The organism is Pseudomonas sp. B14(2022), assembly GCF_012030485.1.
Taxonomy (GTDB): domain Bacteria; phylum Pseudomonadota; class Gammaproteobacteria; order Pseudomonadales; family Pseudomonadaceae; genus Aquipseudomonas.
This window is the reverse complement of record NZ_JAAUVM010000009.1, coordinates 73,512-87,779: the sequence shown is the minus strand read 5'-3', so window position 1 is coordinate 87,779 and position 14,268 is coordinate 73,512. Positions and strand designations below refer to the sequence as shown.

The following is a 14,268-nucleotide window of genomic DNA, read 5'->3' as shown; positions in this document are numbered from 1 at the left end:
ATTTTGCAATGCGCGAACAGCAAGAGCACACCTTCAGTACCCATGACGGCGTCGAGCTTTTCTACCGTCATTGGCCGGCCAGCGCGCCGGTGGACGGCGAGCCGCGCAAGGCGATCCTGCTGTTTCACCGTGGCCATGAACACTCGGGGCGTATCGCGCACCTGGTGGATGAACTGGACTTGCCGCAGTTCGATTTCTTCGCCTGGGACGCCCGTGGCCACGGCCAATCGCCTGGCGAACGCGGCGACAGCCCGAGCTTCGCCACCAGCGCCCGTGACGTGCAGACCTTCCGCGACCATATCGGTGCCACCTATGGCATCGAGGAAGAAGAGTGTGCCGTGATCGCCCAAAGTGTCGGCGCGGTGATCGCAGCCACCTGGGTGCATGACTACGCGCCGAAAATCCGCGCCCTGGTGCTCGCGTCCCCGGCGTTCAAGGTCAAGCTGTACGTGCCCTTCGCCCGGCCGGGCCTGGCGCTCATGCGCAGGTTTCGCGGCAACTTCTTCGTCAACAGTTACGTCAAGGCCAAGTTCCTCAGCCATGACCCGGAGCGCGTGGCGTCCTACGACAGCGACCCGCTGATCACCAAGGCCATCTCGGTGAACGTGCTGTTGGGCCTGTACGAAGCCGCCGACCGGGTTGTCGCCGATGCCCAGGCGATTCAGGTGCCGACCCAACTGCTGGTCTCGGGCTCCGACTTTGTGGTGCACCGCAAACCCCAGCAGCAATTCTTCGACCGCCTTGGCAGCCTGAAAAAAGAACTGCATATCCTCCCCGGTTTTTTCCACGACACCCTCGGCGAGCGTGACCGCGCGGTGGCCGTGAGCAGCGCCAGGCGTTTTATCCTGCAGAACTTCGCGCAGCCGCTGGATCGCGCATCCCTGCTGGACGCCGACAAACTGGGCGCCACCTGCGCCGAATCCGAATCCCTCGCAGCCCCCTTGCCACGCAACTCCCTGCGCGACCTGTACTGGCGCCTGACCCGCGCCAGCATGGGCCTGGGCAAGAACCTGTCGGACGGCGTAAAGCTGGGCTTCGACACCGGCTTCGACTCCGGCAGCACCCTGGACTACGTGTACCGCAACACGCCCACCGGCAAGGGCGGGCTGGGCCGCATGATCGACACCAACTACCTCAACTCCATCGGCTGGCGTGGTATTCGCCAGCGCAAGTTGAACGTCGAGGAACTGCTGCGCCTGGCCATGGCCAAGCTGCGCGCAGAAGACCGCGAAGTGCGCATCGTCGACATCGCCGCTGGCCACGGGCGCTACATTCTTGAAGCGTTGCAGGGCGTGTCGCCGCTGCCGGAATCGATCCTGCTGCGCGACTACAGCGACATCAACGTGCGCGACGGTGGCGCGCTGATTCGTGAGAAAGGCTTGGGAGACATCGCGCAGTTCGTCAAAGGCGATGCGTTTGACCGCTTGGATTTGGCGGCACTGCAACCCAAGCCGACGCTGGCGGTGGTATCCGGGCTGTATGAATTGTTTGCCGATAACGCCATGGTCGGTGGTTCGTTGGCCGGCCTGTCTGAAGCCGTGGAGCCCGGCGGTTACCTGGTCTACACCGGCCAACCGTGGCACCCGCAGTTGGAACTGATCGCCCGCGCACTGACCAGCCATCGCCAGGGCCAGGCCTGGGTGATGCGCCGTCGCAGCCAGGCGGAAATGGATCAACTGGTAGAAGCGGCAGGCTTTCGCAAGATCACCCAGCGTGTGGATGAGTGGGGCATCTTTACCGTGTCCCTGGCCCAGAAGATCTGACCATGCGCGAACCCGGTTTATTGAAACCAGCGGTCCTGTGGCTGCTGCTGTTGGCGCCGCTGTTTTTCAGCACTTACGGCTTCGCCACCTGGGTCACCAGCCAGCGCAGCGACGTCGGCACCCTGGTGTTCGACTGGGAAACCCATATGCCGTTCTGGGCCTGGACCATCGTGCCCTATTGGTCCATCGACCTGCTTTACGGTTTCTCCCTGCTGCTGCCCACCAGCCGCCATGAGCTGAAGCAACACGCGCTGCGCTTGCTGAGCGCGCAGGTCATCGCCGTGAGTTGCTTCCTGATCTGGCCGCTGCGCTTCACCTTCGAGAGGCCGGAACTGGATGGCGTGTTCGGCTGGCTGTTTGCCGTGCTGGCGGGGTTCGACAAACCGTTCAACCAGGCGCCCTCGCTGCATATCGCGCTGCTGGTGATCCTGTGGGTCATGTATCAGCGCCACACCCAAGGGTTATGGCGCTGGCTGGTGCATGGCTGGTTCGCCTTGATCGGTATTTCGGTGCTGACCACTTATCAACATCACTTTATCGACTTACCCACAGGCGCCCTCGCCGGCTGGATCTGCGTGTGGCTGTGGCCGGTGGAACATCCAAGCCCCCTGCTGAATGCACGGCTTACCCGAGATTCGAAGCGCTGGCGCTTGGGCCTGCGCTACGGCCTGGGGGCGTTGGCACTGGCAGTTCTCGCGTTTTCCCTGGGCGGCGCCTGGTTATGGCTGCTCTGGCCGGCGGTGTCCCTGGGCTTGATCAAGGTGAATTACCTGGTGCTCGGCGCGTCGGGCTTTCAGAAACGCGCCGATGGCCGGCTCACGCCTGCGGCGCGCTGGCTGTATGCACCCTATCTGGCCGGGGCGTGGATAAATTCGCGCCTGTGGACACGCAAACACCCAAAGCCGGACCTGATTGTGGATAACGTGTGGCTTGGGCGGATTCCCAGTGCGAAAGAGCAGGATTCATTCAACGCCATCGTCGACCTCTGTGCCGAGTTGCCAATTAATCCACAGGGCCGCGCGTATCAAAGCATCCCCGTGCTGGACCTGATCGCCCCGACACCCACCGAATGCCAGCAAGCCGCCGAGGCCATCGAGCGCCTGCGTTCAAGCGGCCCGGTGCTGGTGTGCTGCGCCCTTGGCTACTCACGCAGCGCCACCGCGGTCGCCGCCTGGCTGCTGCACAGTGGGCGCGCCGCCACGGTGGACCAGGCGCTGGCTATTATTCGTACAGCGCGGGCCCATGTGGTCCTGCATCCTGCTCATCGTCAAGCGTTGGAGGGTTTGCCTCATGCCCGCTGATATGGAACTCCAGGTGGTCGCCAGCCTGCTGCGCCGTGGCCGTTCACTGGATCAGTTATCCACAGGCCTGACCGTGGCCGGTGTGTTATTTGGCCTCGCCCAGTTGCTGATGGCGAGTGTTTCAACCATCTGCCTGCTGCTCAGCCTGTGGATGATTATCCTGGGGCTGCTGCAAAAGTACTGGGCGCTGCGCGTTGCCTTCGACGCCGACCTGTTCGCCCTGCTGGCCCGCGATACCGAGCGCACCCCGGACCTCGACCAAGCTCTGCAAGCCCTCGGCCTGCAATCGCCCAAGCGTGCCGGCCGGCCCTGGACCGAGCGCCGTCGCGGTGCCCTCAAACTGTTGCGCAAACAAGCCTGGCTGCTGGGCGCGCAAGCGCTGCTGACCCTCGCCGTGATCCTCGCCAGCCCCTGGCTGCCTTTCGCCGGATAAGGAATCCCCATGTTCGAACCCGTCGTCGCCACGCTCATTACCTCCATGGCCCGCACCGTCACCGGCGCCCGCAGCCTGTGGCTGGGTTGCGCGCCAGTGCCGGTGCAACGTATCTATTTCGCCAACCACAGCAGCCACGGCGACTTCGTGCTGCTGTGGGCCTCGCTGCCGCAGAACCTGCGCAAATTCACGCGCCCGGTGGCCGGCAGCGATTACTGGAATAAAAGCGCGCTGCGCCGCTACATCATCAACCGCGTGTTCAATGGCGTGCTGATCGACCGCGAGCGCAAAGACCCTGTGGATAACCCCTTGCAGCCCATGCTCGCCGCGCTGGAAGGCGGCGACTCGCTGATCATCTTTCCCGAGGGCACACGCAACCTGGAGGACGGCTTGCTGCCGTTCAAAAGCGGCATCTACCATCTGGCCAACAGTTACCCACAGGCCGAATTGATTCCGGTGTGGATCGCTAACCTCAACCGGGTCATGCCCAAGGGCCGCGTCCTACCGCTGCCTTTGCTGTGCACCACCAGCTTCGGCGCCCCATTGCAATTGGAAGAAGGCGAAGACAAAGCCGCGTTCCTTGCCCGAACCCGCGATGCCCTGCTCGCCCTCGCCCCGGAGCACTCCTGAGATGGATAGCCAAACCCTGATGTTATTTGGCGGCATCGGCGCGATCCTGGTGCTCGCCTCGCTAATCGGCCTGATCCTCAAACTGCGTACCCGTGGCACGCCCAATGCGGTGATCGACAACCTCAACGCCCGCATCAACGCCTGGTGGGTGATGGTGGTGGTCATCGGCATCGCTTTCTGGCTCGGTACCGGTGCGGTGATCCTGCTGTTCTACGCGGTGTCGTTCTACGCCCTGCGCGAATTCCTCACCCTCACGCCCACCCGGCGCAGCGACTACCCGGCCCTGGTGGCCGCGTTCTACCTGGCATTGCCGCTGCAATACCTGCTGATCTACTCGGACTGGTACGGGCTGTTCTCGATCTTTATCCCGGTGTATGTGTTCCTGCTGCTGCCGATCCTCGCCTCCCTGGGCGGCGACACCACGCACTTCCTGGAACGCGCCTCCAAGGTGCAATGGGGCCTGATGATCGCGGTGTTCTGCGTGTCGTTCGTGCCCGCCCTGCTGACCCTCGACATCCCCGGCTACGAAGGCCGCAACCTGCTGCTGATCGCCTACCTGGTGATCGTGGTGCAACTCTCGGACGTGCTGCAGTACGTGTGCGGCAAGCTGTTCGGCAAACACAAGATCGCGCCCAACCTGTCGCCATCAAAGACTGTGGAAGGCTTTGTCGGCGGGATTCTGTTGTCATCCTTGATCGGCGCGGCGCTATGGTGGACCACGCCGTTCAACCCGTGGCAATCGTTCCTGATCGCCTTGCTGATCAACCTGCTCGGCTTCGCCGGCGGCATCGTCATGTCGGCAATCAAGCGCGACCGGGGGGTGAAGGACTGGGGGCATATGATCGAAGGGCACGGCGGGATGCTGGATCGGCTGGATTCGGTGTGTTTTGCGGCGCCGATTTTCTTCCACCTCGTGCGCTACTGGTGGACCTGACCCACACCCCTCTCAAGCCCAATGAAGATCAAACTGTGGGAGGGGGCTTGCCCCTCCCACATTGGTTTTCTGGTGTTATCGAGGTTTAAGCAAAGTCTGAAACCGCTGCTCCTACCTCTCGCTTCTCTTTATTTCGCAGGACATTTCCGAGAGAATCCCAGCCGCTTGTGCCCTGCCTTTTCGGTGGCTAGTCTGCGTTCGTCACTGCCAATTCAGTGACCGGGTTTAGTCGCTCGGGAAAGATTTACATTGGGCGCACAAGCGCCATCTCAAGCATGGCGTTTTTTTCTGCCAACGCTTTATGGTGGCTGTGCGCAGGGCACCTTCGGGTGCGCCGGGTTCCCAATGTTCCGGTCGACTAACCTGCGTACAGCTGCCACCCCATCGTTTAGTCGCGACTCGTGGCAGCTCCAATTACCTACATTGGAGTTACCGCAATGAGCAAAGTAAAACCCGGTCCGCCCCATCCCTTTTTCATCCCCCACCCCGAAATCAGCTTCGAAGACGCACTGGTCTACGCCTCAGACCTGCTCCACTGTGCCGAACAGTTGCGCGACTCGCCCAAAGCCGCAGGACACCTCATGGAAATGGCCAGAGTGATGGTCGACCGCTCATTGGAATGCGTGGGGCCCCGCTGACGCGGTAAACATCCCCGCCGTGCGGCGTATCGGCGTCATCTTTTGTATCAAAGACGCGTGTAAGATACGCCGCACTTAGCCAGGGATGCTCACCATGTTCGATTCGCTCAAAGCCGTCAGCCGTCGTGTTGTCGGTGTGTTTCTGACTGTGGTGGGGGCCGTTTTTGGCCAATGGCATCCGCCGCTATGGCTGCGCGCTATCGGCCGTGGCCTGGTGAACCTGGGCAACAAAGCCCGCGCTTATCCGCGCCAGGCCGGTGCCGGCGTATTGGGCCTGGTGCTGCTGGCGGCCGCTGGCTTCTATGGCTGGCACTGGTACTCCAACCTGCCGCAGCCCCACACCGTGGGCTATTCGCTGCACAAACCCAATCTGACTGACTACACCCAGCAACCGCCGGTTGTGGATAACTTGCAAGTGCGTTTTGCCGAATCGGTGGCCCCGCTGGCCGCCATTGGCAAGCCGGTCACCGAGGGCATCACCCTCAAACCTGGCGTGGCCGGTACCTGGCGTTGGTCCGATGACCGTACTCTGCTGTTCGTACCGGAGAAAGACTGGCCCATCGAAGCGGGTTACACCCTTGATCTGGCCAGGAAAGGTTTGCTGGCCGATGGCGTACTGCTCAGCCAGTACAGCAGCCAGTTCTCCACCCAGCCATTCCGCGCCACCCTGGCACACAACGAGTTGTATCAAGACCCGTCGAACCCGACGCTGAAACAACTGGTGGCGACCTTCCATTTTTCCCATCCGGTCGATGAAGACAGCCTGCGCAAGCGCGTCTCCGTAACCCTCGGCAAAGGCCTGGCCTACCGCGACGCCCAATTGCCCAACCGCCCGGAAATCAGCTTCGACGAGACCAAGCTGAACGCCTACGTACGCTCCGCCGCCCTGGCCACGCCGCTGGAAAGCACGCCGGTCAGTGCCAAGCTGGATGAAGGCATCAAGGCCCGCGACGGCGGTAACGCCAGCACCGCGCCACTGGTGGCGGAAGTCACCGTGCCTGGCCGCTATCGCCTGACCTTTACCGGCGCCGAAGTGAGCTTTGTGGATAACGAGCGCGGCGAGCCTGAGCCGGTGCTGATGTTCAGCAGTTCCAGCGCCGTGGCCGATGACACCATTGCCGGTAAGGTCCAGGCCTGGCTGCTGCCGGAAAAAGCCCAGGACGACACCCGTCCCTATAACAGCAACGACATAGATGACGCCCTGCTGGCCCGTAGCACCAAGGTCACGCTGACCCACGTGCCCAGCGTCGAACCGCTGAACACCCTGCACGCCTTCAAGTTCAAGGCCCCGGCCGGCCGTGCGCTGTATGTGCGCGTGCCCGCCAACCTGGAAGCCATCGGTGGCTACCTGGCGAAAAACCCGACGGCCTCGCTGATCAGCATGCCGGCTTATCCGCGCACCTTGCAGTTCCTGTCCGACGGCGCGCTGCTCAGCCTCAATGGCGAAAAACGCCTGGGCTTCATGGCTCGTGGTGTACCTGGCGCCCATGTGGAAATCGCGCGCTTGCTGCCCAACCAATTGCAGCACCTGGTGGACCAGAGCAGCGGCAGCTTTGCCCGGCCCAATTTCGGCAACGAGTACTTCGACCGCATGGTTGAACGCCAGTCCCTGGATATTGCGCTGTCGTCCTCGGATCCGGCGAAAACCGTCTATGACAACGTCGATCTGAGCCACTACCTCACCGCCAACGGTGGCCGTCGCGGTATTTTTGTCCTCAAGCTCAGCCCTCAGGATGAGCCGGCCGAGCGCACGTTCGACTATTCGCGCAGCACCACCTCTGACCTGCGCTTTATCGTGGTCACCGACCTCGGCATCATCGCCAAGCGCTCCAGCGATGGCAGCCATGACGTGTATGTGCAGTCCATCGGCAACGGTTCGCCGGTGTCCGACGCCCAGGTCGACATCATTGGCCGCAACGGTCTGCCCGTGAGCAGCGGCCACACCGACGGCGAAGGCCACGTGCATTTCGCCAAGCTGGATGAACTGCGCCGTGAGAAGACACCGCTGATGTATGTGGTCACTCGCGGCAATGACCAGTCGTTCCTGCCGATCGCTCGTCAGTCGCAGCAGCTGGATTTGTCACGCTTCGACGTAGGCGGTTTGGAAGAAGACGGCGCGATTGATCGCCTCAGTGCCTACCTGTTCACCGACCGTGGCCTCTACCGCCCTGGCGAAACCGCGCACCTGGGCATGATCGTGCGCAGCGGCAACTGGAAAGGCGCCCTGCAAGGCCTGCCCGTGGAGTTGCAGATCACCGACCCACGCGGTCTTGAAGTGATTCGCCAGCCGCTGAAGCTGTCTGCCAGCGGTTTTGAAACCTTTGATTTCCCCAGCAGCGAAGTCGCCCCCGCCGGTGACTACACCGCGACCTTGCAGTTGATTGGCCAGAAACAGACCCGCACCGACCTCGGCAGTGTCAGCTTCAAGGTCCGCGATTTCGAACCGGACCGCATGAAGGTCAACCTGAGCCTGCACGACACCCCGGTGCAGGGCTGGATTCCACCGGACCAGGTGGTGGCCAAGGTCACCGCGATGCACCTGTTCGGCGCGCCGGCGGCCGGCCGTCGCGTCACCGCAAAAATGTCCCTGAGCCCGACGCTCGCGGCATTTGAGCGTTACCCCGACTACCGTTTCCGCCTCAACGATTCCCTGGAAGAGGCCAGCACCGAAGACCTGGCCGAAACCACCGCCGACGACAACGGCCAGGCTGTACTCGACCTCAACCTGCAACGCTTCGCCAACAGCACCTATCGCTTACAAGTGATGACCCAGGTGTTCGAGGCCGAAGGGGGTCGTAACGTGGCGGCGCAAAGTGCGTTGCTGGTGTCGTCCGCACCCTACCTTGTGGGTGTGAAAAGTCAGGACTCGCTGTCGTACGTCGCCAAGGACGCCCCACGCCAGGTGCAATGGCTGGCCGTCGCGCCCGACCTCACCCCGCTGGCGGTGGATGGCCTGACCAGCGAAGTGGTCGAACACCGCTACGTGTCGGTGCTGGTGAAACAGTCCAACGGCACCTACAAGTACGAGTCGCGCATCAAGAACATCAGCCAGCCGGCCTCACCGCTGGTGATGACCAAGGACGGCGCCAGGCAGACCCTGAACACCGCCACCCCTGGCGATTTCACCCTGCAAGTGAAGGACGCCAACGGCAACCTGCTCAACCAGATCGACTACAGCGTGGCCGGACGCGGGAATACTTCGCGCTCCCTGGAACGCAACGCCGAGCTGCAACTGCGCCTGGATAAACGCAGCTACGCCACCGGCGATGAGATCGCGATCAGCATCCGCGCGCCTTACACCGGTGCAGGCCTGATCACCATCGAGCGGGACAAGGTCTACACCCAGCAGTGGTTCAAGGCCGACAGTACCAACAGCGTGCAACATATCCGCGTGCCTGCGGGGCTTGAGGGCAATGCCTACGTCAACGTGCAGTTTGTGCGCGACATCGGCTCGTCCGAGGTTTATATGAGCCCGCTGTCCTACGGGGTGGTGCCGTTCAGCATCAACCTGGATGCACGGCGCATGGCGTTGAAGGTCGAGGGCCCGGCGAAAATAGAGCCGGGGCAGACCCTCGACATCAAGGTCAACGCCGACCGCCCCGGCCGCGCGGTGGTGTACGCGGTGGATGAAGGCATCTTGCAGGTAGCGCGCTACCAGACGCCGGATCCGCTGGGTTTCTTCTTCCAGAAGCGTGCGCTGGAAGTCGGCACCAGTCAGATCCTGGACCTGATCCTGCCGGAATTCAGCCGCCTGCTCAGTGGGGCGGCGCCCGGTGGCGATACGGAAGGCGCCCTGGCCAACCACCTCAACCCATTTAAGCGTAAACATCAGCCGCCAGTGGCCTGGTGGTCCGGGCTGGTGGACTTGCCCGCCGGCGAAACCGTGCTGCATTACCAGGTGCCCGACAGCTTCAACGGCAAGCTGCACCTGTTTGCGGTGGCAGTGGATGCCGACAGCGTTGGCGTCAGCGAGGCCAATACCGAGGTCCGTGGCCCGATCGTCATCACGCCGAACGTGCCAGCCTTCGTGGCGCCGGGTGATGTGTTCAACGTCAGCGCCGGGGTATTCAGCAACCTCGAGGCTGCGGCGGACGTGAAGTTTGAAGTGCAGACCAGCGACGGCCTGGTGGTGCAGGGCGACAAAGCCAGTACCTTGTCCCTGCAACCGCGCAAGGAGGGCACCGCCGAGTTCAAGATCAAAGTCGGCGAAACCCTCGGTTCGGCGGATTTGCGCTTTGTTGCAGTGTTGCCGGATGGCAAGCGGATCCAGGTGGCGGAAACCACTTCGATTCGCCCTCTGAGCGAGCATCGCGTGGCCCTGAGCCTGGGTCGCTTCGACAGCGCCAGCAAAGAGCTCAAGCCCACCCGTGAACTGTTCAGCCAACTGCGCGACGTGCAACTGGGTGTGGCGGCCTCGCCGCTGGTGTGGGCCAACGGCCTCAAGCATTACCTGGATGACTACGGCTATGCCTGCACCGAGCAACTGGTGTCCAAGGCCATGCCGGCGTTGATCTGGGGCGGTACCGCACCCGAAGCCGAACACGCCTTCAGCAGCGCGGTGCGCATGCTGCGTCAGCGCCAGAACCAGGCCGGTGGTTTCGGTTTGTGGGCCGCCAACCCGGATGTGGCGCCCTACGCCAGCCTGTACGCCACCGATTTCCTGATCGAAGCCAAGGAACGCGGGCTGCCGGTGCCCGAAGACCTGCTGGTGCGCGCCAATAGTTATCTGACGGACTTGGCCAACGGCCCGAGCGAAGGCCTGTCGGAATTGCGCAACCGCGCCTACGCCAGTTATCTGTTGAGTCGTCAGGGGATTCTGGTGAGCGGCGCCTTGAGCGATATACGCGAACGCTACGAAAGCTACTTCAAGGACAGCTGGCAGAACGACCTGGGCGCCGCCTACCTGGCGGCCAGCTACAAACTGCTCAAGCAGGATCGCCAGGCCGACACCTTGTTCCGCAAGATCCCTTGGCGTTCGCTTGTGGATAAGTGGGACAGCGATGGCCTGTATTACGACCCGCTGGTCCACGATGCCGAGCACCTGCACCTGCTCGCTCGCCATTTCCCCGAGTTGCTGGACGATGTTCCTACCGCCCTGCTGGATAAACTCGGCAAACGCCTCAACGAACAGCGCTACAACTCGCTGTCGGCGGCGCTGTTGCTGCGAGCCCTGGACAACTACGGCCAGCGCGCGCAAAGCGATATGACCCTCAAGGCCACCGCCTGGGTGGGCGACAAGCAGCAACAACTGCTGGAAATGGCCGGCCAGCCACCCCGAGCGGCTGTACCGGGCGCCACGCAAAAACTGCTGATGGAAAAATCCGATGGCCCGGCGGCGTTCTACATGCTCAGCGAAGCCGGTTTCGATAAGGGTGCCAAGCTCAAGCCGATCAGCAACGGGCTGGAGATCATCCACGAATACCTCGACCTCAAAGGCGAGCCGGTGAGCACAGTGGCGGTGGGCGATGAGTTCCTGGTGCGCTTGCGCCTGCGTGCCACCGACCGTGACCAGGTGCAGCAAGTGGCCGTGGTCGACCTGCTGCCCGGTGGCGTCGAGCCTGTGTATAACTTGCCGCCGGAGCCGGAAACCGCCAGCAGCGAGGAAAGTGAAGGCGAAGAGTCCGATTACGTCGAAGAAAGCGATCAGGAAGCCGATGCCTGGCAAGCGCCGATCGGCGAAACCGAGCTGAGCAACTGGCAGCCGGACTACGTGGATGTGCGTGATGATCGGGTGGTGTTGTACGGCACGGCGCTGCGCGACGTAGGCACTTTCGTCTATCGCGTACGCGCCACCAACGCCGGCACGTTCAATACGCCACCGGCCTACGCCGAAGGCATGTACGAAACCACCCTGCAAGGGCGCGGCAAAGTAGGCCAACTTGAAATTACCAAGCCTTAAACACCTGGCGCCGCTGCTGGCAGCGGCGCTGGTGCTGGCGGGGCTGCGGCTGTGGCCCCACGCTCCGCTGGAACAGGCTGTGACGTCGTCACGGGTGGTGTTGGCCGATGACGGTTCGCTGCTGCGCATGACCCTGGCGGATGACGGCCAATACCGTTTATGGCTACCGCTGGAGCGCATCTCGCCGTCACTGGTGGAGGCCTTGCTGCTCAAGGAAGACCGCAATTTCTATTGGCACCCGGGGATCAATCCCCCGGCGTTGCTGCGCGCGGCCCTGGCCACCTACAGCGGCGGCCAGCGTCAGGGCGGCTCGACCTTGAGCATGCAATTGGCGCGGCGCCTGTGGGATCTCAACACCCGCCAGGTACCCGGCAAATTGCAGCAGATGGCCTTGGCCCTGTGGCTGGAGGCGCGCTACAGCAAGCACGACATCCTTGAGGCGTACCTGAACCTGGCGCCCATGGGCGGCAATATCGAAGGCGCCGAAGCGGCCAGTCGCATCTACTTTGGCAAGGCGGCCGCGCAGTTGTCGTTGTCCGAAGCCTTGGCGCTGGCGGTGATTCCCCAGCAGCCGGGGCGGCGCGCACGCTTTGGGCCGTCACTGCAAAACGCGCGACTGCGCTTGATGAATGACTGGCGTGAAACTTATCCACAAGACCCGCGTAACGACAGTTTGCTCGACCTGCCCCTGGAAGCCCGCAACCGCCAGCAGATCCCGTTTCTGGCGCCGCATCTGAGCGAGCAGTTATTGGCATCCCAGCCAGGCAACGAACTCAACAGCACCCTCAACCTGCCCCTGCAGCAATTGCTCGAACGCCTGATCAGCGGCTTTATCGCCGAGCGGCGCAGCACCGGTGTGGAAAATGCCACGGCCATCCTGATCGACAGCCGCGACCAGAGCGTCAAGGCGCTGGTGGGCTCGGCGGACTACTTATCCACAGGCATCCACGGCCAGGTCAACGGCGTGTTGTCACGCCGTTCGCCGGGGTCGACCCTCAAGCCGTTTCTCTACGGGCTGGCGCTGGATCAAGGGGTGATCCACCCCATGAGTATCCTCAAGGATTTGCCCAGTAACTTCGGCTACTTCCAGCCGGAAAATTTCGACGGCAGTTTTGTCGGGCCTCTGACCGCACGAGATGCGTTGATCCGTAGCCGCAATATCCCGGCGGTGTGGCTGGCCAGCCAGGTGAAGTCGCCGTCGTTGTATGGGTTGCTGCAACGCGCCGGGATCAAGGGCCTGCGTGCTGAAAGCCATTACGGCCTGGCCCTGGCCCTCGGTGGCGGTGAGATGACACCGGAAGAGCTGGCGCGGCTGTATGTGATGCTGGCGGGCGACGGCCATCTACGGCCGTTGCGCTATTTACAGGAGCAACCCCAGGCCACCGGCCCGCAGCTCCTCACCCCGCAGGCCGCCTTCATGGTGCGCGACATGCTGCGCCGCAACCCGCGACCGGATGGCCTGCCCGCGCGGCACTGGCGCACCGCCTGGAAAACCGGCACATCCTGGGGTTTCCATGATGCGTGGAGCGCGGGCCTGGTCGGTCCCTACGTGCTGGTGGTGTGGGTGGGCAACTTCGATGGTCGACCCAACCCGGCGTTTATCGGTGCCAAGACCGCTGCACCGCTGTTCTTCCGCATCGCCGACGCCCTGCCCCTGGCCTTGCCCAACGTCGTGATCAAGGCCGACAAACCACCCGCCGGCCTGGTGCGCATCGACGTCTGCGCCGCCTCGGGCGAATTGCCCAACCGCTGGTGCCCACAAACCCGCAAGACCTGGTACATCCCCGGTGTTTCACCGATTCGCGTGTCCAACCTGCACCGCCCGGTACTGATCGACACCCGTACCGGCAAGGCCGCGTGCCCGCCGTTCGAGGCGCAATACACCCGCGAGGAAGTCTTCGAATTCTGGCCCAGCGACATACAACGCCTGTACCGCGCCGCCGGCCTGCCCCGCCGCACACCACCCAACGTGATGAAAAACTGCCAGCCCAACCGCATCAGCGACCAGAGCGAAGCCCCGCAGATCCGCTCGCCGCTGACTCAAGTGAGTTATCAGTTGCGCCTGTCCCAACCCCAGGAAAGCATCCCGCTGAACGCGAATGCGGCCAGCGATGCGGCGACGCTGTACTGGTTTGCGGATCAAACCTTGATCGGCCAGGGCCCGCCGCAAGCCACATTGAACTGGCGGCCGGGTAAGTCGGGGGAATATCGGCTGCGGGTCAGTGATGATCAGGGGCGTAGTGCGAGCCGGGGGTTGAGGGTGGAGTTTGTGCCTTAGGAGTGGCCATCGCACTCTGCAAGCTCCACGTAGTTCGACTCCCCACCTCCTGTCGCCCCCGACAACCAACCCCACACGAAACTCAGCGTGGTACGCCCGGCAGCATCGACGCCGATGATGCCCCGGGACCAGCCGGCCAGCAGCTCACCCTCCAGCGTCAGGCACTGATACAGCAGTTCGATAGAGTCTGGGCCTGTGACGCGGCCGACCTGCGTACCCAAGCGAATTCGACCACCTTGGTAGGTGCCGGAAATGGCATCGCCGTCGACAAGGTAATGAAACACCGTGCCCGCGCCGGATAGCCCGTGGGTGTTATTGGCGACGGTGAATCGGCGGTTGTGCAAACGCTCGTGGATTTGCGAGAGGGTGTTCATCGAAGGCGCGTCCTTTCG

9 protein-coding genes are annotated in these 14,268 nt (G+C 62.9%); 8 read left to right on the top strand and 1 reads right to left on the bottom strand.

Translation table 11 applies throughout. The features are described 5' to 3' along the window. Positions 1-8 precede the first annotated feature (8 nt). From HCF10_RS15405 to pbpC, 8 genes are all read left to right on the top strand, one after another. Positions 9-1,763, top strand: coding sequence for a bifunctional alpha/beta hydrolase/class I SAM-dependent methyltransferase (locus tag HCF10_RS15405; protein WP_167655887.1), 1,755 nt, complete (start codon positions 9-11; stop codon positions 1,761-1,763). 2 nt (positions 1,764-1,765) lie between these two features. Continuing rightward, entirely contained in the window at positions 1,766-3,064 is a 1,299-nt protein-coding gene (locus HCF10_RS15400) for a phosphatase PAP2/dual specificity phosphatase family protein (protein ID WP_167655886.1), read from the top strand. Further along, positions 3,054-3,497: a hypothetical protein gene (locus tag HCF10_RS15395; RefSeq protein ID WP_131697731.1), complete on the top strand. Its 444-nt coding sequence runs from the start codon at positions 3,054-3,056 to the stop codon at positions 3,495-3,497. Before HCF10_RS15400 ends, HCF10_RS15395 begins: the two co-directional genes overlap by 11 nt. Before the next feature lie 9 nt (positions 3,498-3,506). Continuing rightward, positions 3,507-4,127: a lysophospholipid acyltransferase family protein gene (locus tag HCF10_RS15390; protein ID WP_131697732.1), complete on the top strand. Its 621-nt coding sequence runs from the start codon at positions 3,507-3,509 to the stop codon at positions 4,125-4,127. 1 nt (position 4,128) lies between these two features. Beyond that, complete coding sequence (locus HCF10_RS15385; RefSeq protein ID WP_032885177.1) at positions 4,129-5,061, top strand: phosphatidate cytidylyltransferase; 933 nt, start codon at positions 4,129-4,131, stop codon at positions 5,059-5,061. A gap of 437 nt (positions 5,062-5,498) precedes the next feature. Continuing rightward, positions 5,499-5,699, top strand: coding sequence for a DUF3077 domain-containing protein (locus HCF10_RS15380; protein WP_145337369.1), 201 nt, complete (start codon positions 5,499-5,501; stop codon positions 5,697-5,699). Positions 5,700-5,793: 94 nt separating this feature from the next. Next, positions 5,794-11,598: an alpha-2-macroglobulin gene (locus HCF10_RS15375; protein WP_167655885.1), complete on the top strand. Its 5,805-nt coding sequence runs from the start codon at positions 5,794-5,796 to the stop codon at positions 11,596-11,598. Continuing rightward, positions 11,579-13,876 carry a penicillin-binding protein 1C gene (pbpC, locus tag HCF10_RS15370; RefSeq protein WP_145337367.1) on the top strand — a complete coding sequence of 766 codons (2,298 nt, stop codon included), beginning with the start codon at positions 11,579-11,581 and terminating at the stop codon, positions 13,874-13,876. The genes HCF10_RS15375 and pbpC overlap by 20 nt, the downstream gene beginning before the upstream one ends. Here the strand turns inward: pbpC and HCF10_RS15365 are convergent. After that, positions 13,873-14,250, bottom strand: coding sequence for a hypothetical protein (locus HCF10_RS15365; RefSeq protein WP_131697736.1), 378 nt, complete (start codon positions 14,248-14,250; stop codon positions 13,873-13,875). The genes pbpC and HCF10_RS15365 overlap by 4 nt on opposite strands. Positions 14,251-14,268: the final 18 nt, after the last annotated feature.

Bases quoted from the DNA above. Each gene is read 5' to 3' on its own strand.
- HCF10_RS15405 (WP_167655887.1), top strand. From the start codon at position 9: ATGCGCGAACAGCAAGAGCACACCTTCAGTACCCATGACGGCGTCGAG.
- HCF10_RS15400 (WP_167655886.1), top strand. From the start codon at position 1,766: ATGCGCGAACCCGGTTTATTGAAACCAGCGGTCCTGTGGCTGCTGCTG.
- HCF10_RS15395 (WP_131697731.1), top strand. From the start codon at position 3,054: ATGCCCGCTGATATGGAACTCCAGGTGGTCGCCAGCCTGCTGCGCCGT.
- HCF10_RS15390 (WP_131697732.1), top strand. From the start codon at position 3,507: ATGTTCGAACCCGTCGTCGCCACGCTCATTACCTCCATGGCCCGCACC.
- HCF10_RS15385 (WP_032885177.1), top strand. From the start codon at position 4,129: ATGGATAGCCAAACCCTGATGTTATTTGGCGGCATCGGCGCGATCCTG.
- HCF10_RS15380 (WP_145337369.1), top strand. From the start codon at position 5,499: ATGAGCAAAGTAAAACCCGGTCCGCCCCATCCCTTTTTCATCCCCCAC.
- HCF10_RS15375 (WP_167655885.1), top strand. From the start codon at position 5,794: ATGTTCGATTCGCTCAAAGCCGTCAGCCGTCGTGTTGTCGGTGTGTTT.
- HCF10_RS15365 (WP_131697736.1), bottom strand. From the start codon at position 14,250: ATGAACACCCTCTCGCAAATCCACGAGCGTTTGCACAACCGCCGATTC.